This is a genomic window from Pseudomonas sp. lyk4-R2A-10, assembly GCF_030209075.1.
Lineage (GTDB): Bacteria > Pseudomonadota > Gammaproteobacteria > Pseudomonadales > Pseudomonadaceae > Aquipseudomonas > Aquipseudomonas glycinae.
The window spans coordinates 18,813-30,618 of the sequence record NZ_JARVSR010000009.1 but is presented as its reverse complement, the minus strand read 5'-3'; the positions used below and the strand labels follow the sequence as shown (position 1 = coordinate 30,618).

Genomic DNA, 11,806 nt, shown 5'->3' with positions numbered 1-11,806 from the left:
CCAAACAAACATAGAGAATGTGGAGATCACCCCCCATGCAAACCGACACAACTCGCGAGAACCCGCAGGGCACCTTGCCGCAGGCCGCCGATTCGAATTCGGATCTGGCCGCCACCGCGCCTGGTCAACTGCGCGTGATCAAGCGTAATGGCACTGTCGTTCCTTACACCGATGACAAGATCACCGTCGCTATCACCAAAGCGTTTCTCGCAGTTGAGGGCGGCACCGCTGCCGCTTCGTCGCGAATCCACGACACCGTTGCCCGCCTGACCGAACAGGTCACCGCGACCTTCAAGCGTCGCATGCCATCGGGCGGCACCATCCACATCGAAGAAATCCAGGACCAGGTCGAACTGGCCCTGATGCGTGCCGGCGAGCAGAAAGTGGCTCGCGACTACGTGATCTACCGCGATGCCCGCTCCAAGGAACGCGCCACCCGCACCACCGCCGAAGCTCCGGTACAGGCGCACCCGTCGATCCGCATCACCCGCGCCGACGGCAGCCTCGCGCCGCTGGACATGGGCCGCTTGAACACCATCGTCACCGAAGCCTGCGAAGGCCTGGCCGAAGTCGACGGCGACCTGATCCAGCGCGAAACCCTGAAGAACCTGTACGACGGCGTGGCCCTGAACGACGTCAACACCGCTCTGGTAATGACCGCCCGTACCCTGGTCGAGCGCGAGCCCAACTACTCGTTCGTGACCGCCCGCCTGCTGATGGACACCCTGCGCGCCGAAGGCCTGGGCTTCCTGGGCGTGGCCGAGAGCGCCACTCACCACGAAATGGCCGACCTGTACGCCAAGGCCCTGCCGGCCTACGTGGCCAAAGGTATCGAGTTCGAACTGCTGAACCCTGTGCTGGCCTCCTTCGACCTGGAAAAACTGGGCAAGGCGATCAACCACGAGCGCGACCAGCAATTCACCTACCTCGGCCTGCAGACCCTGTACGACCGTTACTTCATCCACAAGGATGGCGTGCGTTTCGAACTGCCGCAGATCTTCTTCATGCGCGTGGCCATGGGCCTGGCGATCGAAGAGAAGCAGAAAGAAGACCGTGCGATCGAGTTCTACAACCTGCTGTCCTCGTTCGACTACATGGCTTCGACCCCGACCCTGTTCAACGCCGGTACCCTGCGTCCTCAACTGTCGAGCTGCTACCTGACCACCGTGCCGGATGACCTGTCGGGCATCTACCACGCGATCCACGACAACGCCATGCTGTCGAAATTCGCCGGTGGCCTGGGCAACGACTGGACCCCGGTTCGTGCGCTGGGTTCGTACATCAAGGGCACCAACGGCAAGTCGCAAGGCGTGGTTCCGTTCCTGAAAGTAGTGAACGACACCGCCGTCGCCGTTAACCAGGGTGGCAAGCGCAAAGGCGCTGTGTGTGCCTACCTGGAAACCTGGCACATGGACATCGAAGAGTTCATCGAGCTGCGCAAGAACACCGGTGATGACCGTCGTCGTACCCACGACATGAACACCGCCAACTGGATTCCTGACCTGTTCATGAAGCGCGTCTTCGATGACGGCAAGTGGACCCTGTTCTCGCCATCCGAAGTTCCGGACCTGCACGACCTGACCGGCAAGGCCTTCGAAGAGCGCTACGAGTACTACGAAGCCCTGACCGAATACCCGGGCAAGATCAAGCTGTTCAAGACCATCCAGGCCAAAGACCTGTGGCGCAAGATGCTGTCGATGCTGTTCGAAACCGGCCACCCATGGCTGACTTTCAAGGACCCGTGCAACCTGCGTAGCCCGCAGCAGCACGTCGGCGTGGTCCACAGCTCGAACCTGTGCACCGAGATCACCCTGAACACCAACAAGGACGAGATCGCGGTCTGCAACCTGGGCTCGATCAACCTGCCGAACCACATCGTCGACGGCAAGCTGGACACCGCCAAGCTCAAGCGCACCATCGACGTTGCGGTGCGCATGCTCGACAACGTGATCGACATCAACTACTACTCGGTACCGCAGGCGAAGAACTCCAACTTCCGTCACCGTCCGGTCGGTCTGGGCATCATGGGCTTCCAGGACGCGCTGTACCTGCAGCACATCCCTTACGGTTCCGACGCTGCCGTCGAGTTCGCCGACAAGTCGATGGAAGCGGTCAGCTACTACGCGATCCAGGCGTCCTGCGACCTGGCCGACGAGCGCGGCTCGTACGAGACGTTCCAGGGTTCGCTGTGGTCCAAAGGCGTACTGCCGCTGGATTCGCAACAGATCCTGATCGAAGCACGTGGCCAGAAGTACATCGACGTCGACCTGACCGAGTCCCTGGACTGGGCACCGGTTCGCGCCCGTGTACAGAAAGGCATCCGTAACTCGAACATCATGGCCATCGCACCGACCGCGACCATCGCCAACATCACCGGCGTATCGCAGTCGATCGAACCGACTTACCAGAACCTGTATGTGAAATCGAACCTGTCGGGCGAATTCACCGTGATCAACCCGTACCTGGTTCGCGACCTGAAGGCTCGCGGTCTGTGGGATTCGGTCATGATCAACGACCTGAAGTACTACGACGGTTCGGTTCAGCAGATCGAGCGCATCCCGCAAGAACTCAAAGAGCTCTACGCGACCGCGTTCGAAGTGGACACCAAGTGGATCGTTGACGCCGCCAGCCGTCGTCAGAAGTGGATCGACCAGGCCCAGTCGCTGAACCTGTACATCGCTGGTGCATCGGGCAAGAAGCTGGACGTGACCTACCGCATGGCCTGGTACCGTGGTCTGAAAACCACCTACTACCTCCGTGCCCTGGCCGCGACCAGCACCGAGAAGTCGACCATCAACACCGGCAAGCTGAACGCTGTATCCAGCGGCGGCAACCACGGCGACGACTCGGTCCTGGCAGCCCCTGCCGGCCCTGCTCCAGTACCGAAGGCTTGCGCCATCGACGAGCCGGATTGCGAAGCTTGCCAATAAGCTGAGCTGAATCGGGCGTTGCGAAACGCCTGATCCGAGAAACCCCCGACAGACTTCTGGTTTGTCGGGGGTTTTCTTTTGACCGGTGAAAAACTCCAGGCAAAAAAACGGCGAACCCTGAATCACAGGTTCGCCGTTTTTGCGAGTAGCGACTTGCCGTCAGACCATCGACAGCTCGGCCGATGCCTGTCCTACCACCGGAATGGTGAAGGAATCGCCGTTGTTGGTGTAGAAGGTTTCAATGGTGTTGCCCCCCTTGTTCCAGTCCTTCAGGAACAGCCCCGAGTCCAGGTTGCCATTCTGTACGTCAACAGCATTGAAGATGTAGACGCCCTGATCGTTTGACATGATGCGGACATCATTGAAGCTCTGGATATTTTTCAGAGTCACAATATCGATACCCGTAGTGCCCTCATCGAAAATCGCGACCATGGTTTTGGAGGACACGAAGTACGAATCGCTGCCCTCGCCGCCGTAAGCATCACCCGACGCACTCAGGTACAACTTATCCGCGCCCGCACCGCCACGCAGTTCATAACCGTGCCCCAGGCCCATCAACGTATCGTTACCATCGCCGCCGTCGGCGACACCTGAAATGACCGTAATGTTGTCATTGCCAGCCTCACCATAGAAGACAGAACCGACATCGCGCACATAGCCAATGATGTAATCATCGCCATTACCGCCATAAATGATGTCAGCCTGGTTATCCGTCGCGAACGGTACAGCCAGGGCCCCCGTATTGGTGAAGCTATGACCGTACAGCGTGTCGCTGCCATCACCGCCATACAGGATGTCGTTACCGTCACCCCCTTCCAGCATGTTGGCGTAGCCATTACCGGTCAGGGTGTCATTGAAGGCTGAGCCCACCAGGTTATCGATATTGGTGAGTACATCACCCTGAGCATCGCCGCCGACACCAGTGCCGGTCAGAAGATTGACCTGCACAGCACTGGAACTGTTGACGTACCAGGCCGAGTCTCCTCGCCCCACCCCAATCAATGTATCCGCGCCTCCGCCACCGATAAAGCTTTCCCTTAATGCGTTAGAGCCGGTGAAAGTATCGGCATAAGCAGAGCCTTGGAATGCCTCGATCGACGTGTAGAAATCCCCCGCCGCAATACCGGTAAGCAGCGCAGCGCTGAGATCCAGCGTGACGCCAGAGTTTTCGCCCGCAAAGCTGAGAATGTCGTTGCCATCGCCACCATCAAAACGATCCACGCCGGCACTCCCGACAAAGATATCGCCGTAACTGGAACCCCGGATCTGTTCGATACCGTTATATGTATCGCCAGCGGCGATACCGGTATTCACGCCGGTTTTGGTGTTGATGGTCACACCCGCCGCACTGTCGCCGTAACTGACCGTGTCAAAACCATCGCCACCGAAGAATTGGTCAGCACCCGCTCCGCCAAACAAGTAGTCGTTACCGACACCACCGGTAATGACGTTGTCCAAGGCGTTGCCGTAACCGGTGAAGCTACCGGTGCCGACGTAGGTCAGGCGCTCGACGTTGGCCGCCAGTGTCTGGTTGAGCATGATCGTGCGCACTTCGTCATCACCGCCACCCGCGGCTTCGATGACATTCACCCCGGTGCCGTTGATGTAGTAGATGTCATCGCCAGCGCCACCGTTCAGGATGTTGCCTGAGGTTTGCGCAGTCAGGACGTCATTGAAAGACGAGCCGATGACAGTTTCGAACTCCCACAGCTTGTCGCCCTGAGCATCACCACCCACACCCGCAACGCCGCCGACCAGGCTCACCGTCACGCCGCTGGACGAGCCGGAATAATCAATGGTGTCGGTACCGCCCGAACCGTAGAACTGATCCGCCGCTTCACCACTGATAAAGGTGTCGTTGCTACCTGAGCCCTGAAGTGCTTCGATCCCCACATACGTATCGCCTGCGGCGATACCGGTGTTCACACCGGTCTTGGTGTTGATCGTCACCCCGACTCCGCTGTCGCCATAGCTCACGATGTCGTTGCCGGCACCACCAATGAACTGGTCAGCACCCGCTCCGCCAAACAAGTAGTCGTTACCGACACCACCGGTAATGACGTTGTCCAAGGCGTTGCCGTAACCGGTGAAGCTACCGGTGCCGACGTAGGTCAGGCGCTCGACGTTGGCCGCCAGTGTCTGGTTGAGCATGATCGTGCGCACTTCGTCATCACCGCCACCCGCGGCTTCGATGACATTCACCCCGGTGCCGTTGATGTAGTAGATGTCATCGCCAGCACCACCGTTCAGGGTATTGCCTGAAGTTTGCGCGGTCAGAACGTCATTGAAGGACGAGCCGATCACTGCCTCAATGGAGGTCAGCGTATCCCCCTGGGCGTCTGCGCCAACACCTGTTCCGGTAGCCAGATTGACCGTAACCCCAGCTGTCGAGTTGGCATAGGACGCGGTATCGATACCGTTCCCGCCATTCAAGATGTCCGCACCAGCCCCGCCATCCAGCAGGTCGTTACCCTCGCCACCACTCAACGAGTCGTTCCCTGCAAACCCAAATAACTCATCCGCACTTGACGTGCCTACCAATGTGTCCGTACCCGATGTTCCGTTTATAACCGCCATTGTTTCTTCCTTGCCTTGTGGGATGAATCGATAGTCAACGCAACGCTGCAGAATCGCCTCTTTAGAACCTATGCGCTTTGAGCATGATCATTTATGTGACGTTTAACCGTCCGCTAACCAGAGGTCTTCATGACCTATGAAAGTTTGACGCGCACGCTCTCTCTATTCGGCGAGTGTGCAATTACTGCACCACTGTGGCCGACGAACGGTAGGTGATTTGAAGGAAGCCTGATAACGGGCAAAAAAAACCGACGCCCAAGGGCGTCGGTTTTCAGTGAAGCGTACTAAACCCCAATCAAGTCATCTGAATGATGGTCTGCATGATGGTGCTCTGGGTGGAAATGGTCTTGGCGTTCGCCTGATAGTTGCTCTGGCCCTTGATCAGGTCTACCAGTTCATTGGTCAGGTTGACGTTCGACTCTTCCAGCGAGTTCGACACAACCTCACCCAACGTACCGGTTTTCGGCGCGTCGTAACCCGGGACACCCGATGCGAAAGTCTCTTTCCAGCCGGTGCCACCGATCGGCTGAAGGCCTTGCTCGTTGGTGAAGCTGGCCAGTGCAACCTGGCCGATGGCCTTGCTCTGGTTGTTACTGAAGTTGGCGAACAGCGTGCCGGTGCCGTCGATGGTCAGGTTGGTGATCTGGCCGGTGGCGTAACCATCCTGAGTCGGGATCGAACGCGCGGTGTCAGCGTTGTACTGAGTGGTCTTGGCCAGGGAAATGGTCACACCTGCCGGGTTGGCTGCCGCACCGTTAGGGGTGAAGACGCCGTTGGTCACGGTTCCCGGTACCCAGCCAGTCAGCTTCAGGTCGCTGCTGATGATCGGGTTCGGTGCAGGAGCCGGCAACGTGCTTGGCGTGCTGACCTGCAGCAACTTGCCAGAACTGTCGAAGGTCAGGGTCGACGCGACTGGTGGCGTAGTGACCGGGTTGCTGCCGGTTGCGTCCGGGTTGCGCCCGTCTACCAGGGTGTAAACCTTCCAGGTGTTGTCGGAAGTTTTCACCATGTACTGATCCATGACGTGGGAGTTGCCCTGGGTGTCATAGATCGGGGTGCTGAACTGCTTGGTGTAGGACTCGAGCTTGGACGGATCGAACGGGAAAGCAGTCTGGTCGATCGGCTTCTCCGACGAGTTCAAGTTGATCGTCGACGTCACCGACGAAGTCGACTTCGGCGCCAGGTTCGAGGTGTCGATCTTGAGGTCGGTCAACACGCCGTTGATGATCTTGCCGTTGGAGTCCACACCGTAACCTTGCAGGCGCGAAGTGTAGTCGGTGTTGGTGATAAAGCCGTTGTTGTCGACCTTGAACGTACCGGCACGGGTGTAGGAAATCGAGCCGTTGTTGCTCATGGTGAAGAAACCGGAACCGTTGATGCCCATGTCCAGCACGTTGCCGGTGTTGTTGATGTCACCCTGGGTGAACTGCTGGGAAACGTTGGCCAGGCGCACACCGTTGCCGATGACCTTGCTGCCGCTGCCCAGTCGAGTCGACGAGTACACGTCTTCGAATTCCGCGCGGGAGGATTTGAAACCGGCGGTCGCGACGTTGGCGATGTTGTTGCCAGTCACGTCCAGTTGTTTGTTGGCTGCATAGAGACCGCTAAGGCCGATATTGAAAGACATATTCCACTCCTTTGTGCCGGTTAATCGGCTCTATATACCAATGGTTTGTACTTTGGACAGGGCGACCGTGCCCTTGCCGGACAGGTTGAGCATCAGCTCGCCGCCGGTCTGGCTGATCGTCACGCTGTTGACGGTGGCCGGCAGATAAGTTGCCAGGTCCGTCGCGGTGCCGTTGATCGACGCGTTGGCCTTGAAGGTGTAAGTACCGACTGGCACCAGGGTGCCGGACGAATCCTTGCCGTCCCAAGTAAAGCTGGCAGGACCGGCAGCGCGACTGCCCAGATCGATGGTACGGACGGTTTTGCCGCTGCTGTCGGTAATGGTCACGGTACCGCCGGCGATGGACGACGGAACAGTCGCCGTACCGGTCAGGCCTTTGCTCGGATCATCGAGTTGCGCGGTGTTGGTCTGCACGATCACGTTGCGGCCCACCAGCGACGAAGCCTGCAGGGCTTGCGACGAGTTGTAGTTGCCGGCCAGCGAACTGACGGTGCTGTTGAGGGTGGTGATCCCCTCGAGGCTGCTGAACTGCGCCAACTGGGCAACGAATGCGCTGTTGTCCTGCGGGTCCAGCGGGTTCTGGTTCTTCAGCTGGGTCACCAGCAGTTGCAGGAACGCGTCCTTTCCAAGCGCCTGACCGCCGGTCGCGCTATTGGTGGCCGAAGCAATGCCGCCGGTGGTAGTGCTACTGGTCTTCTTCGAAGAGTTGGCCAGTATGTCCTTCATCGTCAGGCTGCTGGTGGTATCGGAAACACTCATGGCAGTCGCCCCTTATCACTGACCGAGGGTCAGCACTTTCTGCATCATGGTTTTGGCGGTGTTCATCATTTCGGCGTTGGTCTGGAACGACCGGCTCGCGGAAATCATGTCAGCCATTTCTTCCACCACATTGACGTTCGGGTAGTAGACGTAGCCCTTGGCGTCGGCCGCCGGATGATTCGGCTCGTAGCGCGCTTCGAGGTTGCTCTGGTCTTCGACCACACCCATGACCTGCACGCCCTGACCGGCTGCGTCCTGGTTCTGGAACAGCGAATTGCTGCCGCCGCTCTGGCCGCCCTGGAACATGGTGGCGAACACCGGGTGACGGGCGCGATAAGTCTGGTCGATGCTCGACGAAACGGTCTCGGCGTTGGCGATGTTCGAGGCCACGGTGTTGAGACGGGTGGTCTGGGCGCTCATGCCGCTGCCGGCAATGTTGAAAACGCTGGACAGGGACATGGATTACTCTCCGCGCAGGGCTGACACCAGCCCTTTGAATTTGCTGTTGAGCAGGGTGAAGCTGGCCTGGAAGCCGACGGCGTTTTCCGCGTAGTTCGACTGTTCCAGCTGGGCGTCCACGGTGTTCTGGTCGATCGACGGCTGCATCGGCGTGCGATACATCAGCGACTCGTCGCCATTGCCCAGGCCTTCAGCTTCGATGTGACGGCTGTTGGTCATGTTCAGGGCGATGGTGCCGTTGGCGTTCTTCTGGCTCTGTGCTTCGAGCACTTTGGAGAACTCCAGATCCCGCGCCTTGTAATTCGGGGTGTCGGCGTTGGCGATGTTGTTGGCCAGCACTTCGGCACGCTGGGCGCGGAAGCCCAGAGCCTTTTCGTGAATGCCGAGCGCTTTATCGAAGCTGATGCTCATGTCGGGAACCTTCAGGTGACCGGATTTTTCGTAACAGGGTTATAGCAAGCGTCGTGCCAGTTTGAGAAAGCCCCGGATTACGGGGCCTTGCGCGGAAACGGCAACGCGGCAATGCCAGAAAAGCGGCAACCGGTTTCCGCCGGATGCCGCTTTTCTGCCGCCTGCCCACCGGCAAAACCTTTGGGCATAAAAAAACGGGAGCCCTGAGGACTCCCGTTTCCTGTGTTGCCGGTCTTGATCACTTCGCCTGGTAGATGATCCCCGGGCTGCACTGAACCATCTGGTAATGATCCGGCAGACCGTTCAGCGCTTCGGAAGCGCCAAGGAACAGATAACCGCCCGGCTTCAGCGTGCTATGAATGCGCAACAGGATGTCTTTCTTCACCTCGGCGGAGAAGTAGATCAGCACGTTGCGGCAGAACACGATGTCGAACTTGCCCAGGCTTGCGTAGCTGTCGAGCAGGTTGAACGAGCGGAATTCCACACGGTTCTTGATCGGCGCCTTGATCACCCAGCGCCCCGGCCCTTTCGGGTCGAAGTAGCGCTGCAGGCGATCGGCGGACAGACCGCGACCGATCGCCAGGCTGTCGTACTCGCCGGTCTTGCAGTTGGTCAGCATGCTGCCGGACAGATCAGTAGCGACGATCTGCACGCCCATCTTCAACTGGCCGATGTTGGTCCGCTCGAACTCATCGATCGACATCGACAGCGAATACGGTTCCTGACCCGACGAACAGGCCGCCGACCAGATCCGCAGACGCTGGTTGGGAGCGGCCTTGATCGCTTCGGGCAGCACCTTGTTCTTCAAGACTTCAAACGGATAGGTGTCGCGAAACCACAGGGTTTCGTTGGTCGTCATGGCATCGACCACCTGCTCACGCAAACCGCTGCGCGGCTGGGTCTGGATGCGCTGTACCAGCTCACCCAGGGACTTGATGCCTTGCTGCTCCATCAGTTTGTTGAGACGGCTCGACACCAGGTACTGCTTGTTTTCACCGAGCAAAATGCCACAGGCTTTTTCCAGGAAGACCCGGAACTGTTCGAAATCCAAATTACCCGTAGACAAATGATGCCGCCTCTTAAATCGTGTTGAACGCCGAGGGCAGAAGGCCCTTAGCTGATATCTGCTGCTTTGATCCGGTCGACTACCCGGGATGCCAGGTCATCAGGACGGAACTTGGCCAGGAAGTCATCGGCACCGACTTTCTTGACCATCGCCTGATTGAACACACCCGACAACGAAGTATGCAGGATGATATGAAGCTTTTGCATGCGAGGGTCGCTGCGGATCTCGGCCGTCAGGGTGTACCCGTCCATCTCCGGCATTTCGATGTCGGAGATCATCATCAGGAACTCTTCTTCCGGCTTCTTGCCCTCGTCGACCAGCTTGCGCAGGTAATCGAGCGCCTGCCTGCCGTCGTTCAACGCCACCACTTCGACGCCGACCGTCTGCAGGCAACGCGTCACCTGCTTGCGCGCCACCGACGAGTCGTCGACCGTCAGCACCCGCAGCGACAACGCCTTGCTCTGGGTCTCGACATCCACCACGCCGACCGAAATCGCTTCCGGTGTCGGCGCAACTTCCGCCAGCACCTTCTCGACGTCGATGATTTCGACTAACTGATTGTCGACCCGAGTCACAGCGGTCAGGTAATGATCGCGTCCGGTGCCCTTGGGCGGCGGATGAATCTCTTCCCAGTTCATGTTCACGATACGTTCGACCGAGCGCACCAGAAAACCCTGGGTCTTGGTGTTGTATTCCGTGATGATCACGAACGGACTGTTCTTGTCTTTCAAAGCACCGGAGCCGGTCGCCATCGCCAGATCAAGGATCGGAATGGTCGCCCCCCGGATATTCGCCACCCCGCACACGACAGGACTGGACTTGGGCATCAGCGTCAGTTGCGGGCACTGCAGCACTTCCCGAACCTTGAACACGTTGATCCCGTAGAGCTGCTGGCCGTCAAGACGGAACAACAACAGCTCCAGGCGATTCTGCCCCACCAGTTGCGTGCGCTGGTTCACCGAATCCATTACACCAGCCATGCCCAGACTCCTACACCAACGCCAAGTGTTGTTGCGACGCACATTCATTGCTAAACGGCACGGCGCTTGCTTTTTAACTCGTATGAACGCTCAAACGACATTTTTCCGACGCCTGACATCTCCCCTCCGCAGAGGGCTTTGCGCGATGTCCGCCGTTTGCCTTTTTTTCGCTGGCAGCCCTGCCGGTGCTGATGCGGTTACCTTGCCTGACATGCTTATCGGCGTCACTCAGGGCTTTCTTGAATTCACCGTAGAAGACTATCTGGCTACCAGTCAAACGGAAGGCCGTTATGAAATCGAGGTCAACCAGCTCGATCCACGCATGCGCATGCCTATGTGCGACAAGGAATTGACAGCGACACTGGAGAGTCCGGCACGTCCTTTGGGCCGTGTCACGGTGAAGGTCCGCTGCGAAGGCGCCTCCCCCTGGACGGTGTTCGTGCCCGCTCAAGTCCGCCTGTTTCGCGAGATTGTCACGACCACGCGGCCACTCAAACGCGCCGGCATCATCGAGCCGCAGGACGTGACCTTGCGCGAGCGCGACGTCAGCACGATCAACCAGGGTTTCCTGACGTCGGTGGATGAAGCCATCGGACAGAAATTGACCCGACCAACGGTCGCCGATCAAGTCATCACCCTGGTGCATCTGGAACAGGCGGAAGTGGTTCGCAAGGGCGATCAGGTGGTGATCACCGCCCGCAGCGGTACCCTCGCCGTGCGGATGCCGGGCGAAGCGCTGGCCAACGGCGGCCTGAAAGAACAGATTCGGGTGAAAAACCTCAACTCCCAACGGGTCATCAAGGCGCAGGTTGTGGCGCCCGGCCAGGTGGAAGTAGCGATGTAAGCGGCGAGTGAGCGGCAGAATGAACGGATATTTGAAAAGCCCCTGAGTACTCAAGCAGAAAACTGGCGCTGACCAGAGCTGTTCCCTAAACTGTGCCGCAGCAGGATCTGCAACGGCGCATGCAAGCTCATTGCTAAATGAGCCTAAAGTTTT

9 protein-coding genes are annotated in these 11,806 nt (G+C 58.6%); 2 read left to right on the top strand and 7 right to left on the bottom strand.

Annotation, left to right across the window (positions count from 1 at the left end; translation table 11 throughout):
• Nucleotides 1–35: 35 nt before the first annotated feature.
• Nucleotides 36–2,930 (top strand): ribonucleoside-diphosphate reductase subunit alpha, encoded by a 2,895-nt coding sequence (locus QRN46_RS13075; RefSeq protein ID WP_011335505.1) that lies wholly within the window; start codon nucleotides 36–38, stop codon nucleotides 2,928–2,930.
• 159 nt (nucleotides 2,931–3,089) lie between these two features.
• Here the strand turns inward: QRN46_RS13075 and QRN46_RS13070 are convergent, their stop codons facing one another.
• The 7 genes from QRN46_RS13070 to QRN46_RS13040 all read right to left on the bottom strand — a co-directional run bounded on the left by QRN46_RS13070 (nucleotide 3,090) and on the right by QRN46_RS13040 (nucleotide 10,809).
• Nucleotides 3,090–5,507, bottom strand: coding sequence for a beta strand repeat-containing protein (locus QRN46_RS13070; protein WP_285355072.1), 2,418 nt, complete (start codon nucleotides 5,505–5,507; stop codon nucleotides 3,090–3,092).
• Nucleotides 5,508–5,802: 295 nt separating this feature from the next.
• Nucleotides 5,803–7,134 carry a flagellar hook protein FlgE gene (gene flgE, locus QRN46_RS13065; protein ID WP_011335507.1) on the bottom strand — a complete coding sequence of 444 codons (1,332 nt, stop codon included), beginning with the start codon at nucleotides 7,132–7,134 and terminating at the stop codon, nucleotides 5,803–5,805.
• Between the two features lie 30 nt (nucleotides 7,135–7,164).
• Nucleotides 7,165–7,893, bottom strand: a complete 729-nt coding sequence (flgD, locus tag QRN46_RS13060; RefSeq protein ID WP_011335508.1) for a flagellar hook assembly protein FlgD — start codon at nucleotides 7,891–7,893, stop codon at nucleotides 7,165–7,167.
• Nucleotides 7,894–7,908: 15 nt separating this feature from the next.
• Nucleotides 7,909–8,352: a flagellar basal body rod protein FlgC gene (gene flgC / locus QRN46_RS13055; protein WP_007960329.1), complete on the bottom strand. Its 444-nt coding sequence runs from the start codon at nucleotides 8,350–8,352 to the stop codon at nucleotides 7,909–7,911.
• Nucleotides 8,353–8,355: 3 nt separating this feature from the next.
• Nucleotides 8,356–8,763, bottom strand: coding sequence for a flagellar basal body rod protein FlgB (gene flgB, locus QRN46_RS13050; RefSeq protein ID WP_007960328.1), 408 nt, complete (start codon nucleotides 8,761–8,763; stop codon nucleotides 8,356–8,358).
• A 238-nt stretch (nucleotides 8,764–9,001) separates the two neighbouring features.
• Nucleotides 9,002–9,829: a protein-glutamate O-methyltransferase CheR gene (gene cheR, locus QRN46_RS13045; RefSeq protein WP_007960327.1), complete on the bottom strand. Its 828-nt coding sequence runs from the start codon at nucleotides 9,827–9,829 to the stop codon at nucleotides 9,002–9,004.
• 47 nt (nucleotides 9,830–9,876) lie between these two features.
• Nucleotides 9,877–10,809: a chemotaxis protein CheV gene (locus tag QRN46_RS13040; protein WP_011335509.1), complete on the bottom strand. Its 933-nt coding sequence runs from the start codon at nucleotides 10,807–10,809 to the stop codon at nucleotides 9,877–9,879.
• An 82-nt stretch (nucleotides 10,810–10,891) separates the two neighbouring features.
• Between QRN46_RS13040 and flgA the strand changes: the two genes are divergently transcribed.
• Nucleotides 10,892–11,653 carry a flagellar basal body P-ring formation chaperone FlgA gene (flgA, locus tag QRN46_RS13035; RefSeq protein ID WP_080511025.1) on the top strand — a complete coding sequence of 254 codons (762 nt, stop codon included), beginning with the start codon at nucleotides 10,892–10,894 and terminating at the stop codon, nucleotides 11,651–11,653.
• The last annotated feature ends 153 nt before the right edge of the window (nucleotides 11,654–11,806 follow it).

Bases quoted from the DNA above. Each gene is read 5' to 3' on its own strand.
- QRN46_RS13075 (WP_011335505.1), top strand. From the start codon at position 36: ATGCAAACCGACACAACTCGCGAGAACCCGCAGGGCACCTTGCCGCAG.
- QRN46_RS13070 (WP_285355072.1), bottom strand. From the start codon at position 5,507: ATGGCGGTTATAAACGGAACATCGGGTACGGACACATTGGTAGGCACG.
- flgE (WP_011335507.1), bottom strand. From the start codon at position 7,134: ATGTCTTTCAATATCGGCCTTAGCGGTCTCTATGCAGCCAACAAACAA.
- flgD (WP_011335508.1), bottom strand. From the start codon at position 7,893: ATGAGTGTTTCCGATACCACCAGCAGCCTGACGATGAAGGACATACTG.
- flgC (WP_007960329.1), bottom strand. From the start codon at position 8,352: ATGTCCCTGTCCAGCGTTTTCAACATTGCCGGCAGCGGCATGAGCGCC.
- flgB (WP_007960328.1), bottom strand. From the start codon at position 8,763: ATGAGCATCAGCTTCGATAAAGCGCTCGGCATTCACGAAAAGGCTCTG.
- QRN46_RS13040 (WP_011335509.1), bottom strand. From the start codon at position 10,809: ATGGCTGGTGTAATGGATTCGGTGAACCAGCGCACGCAACTGGTGGGG.
- flgA (WP_080511025.1), top strand. From the start codon at position 10,892: ATGAACGCTCAAACGACATTTTTCCGACGCCTGACATCTCCCCTCCGC.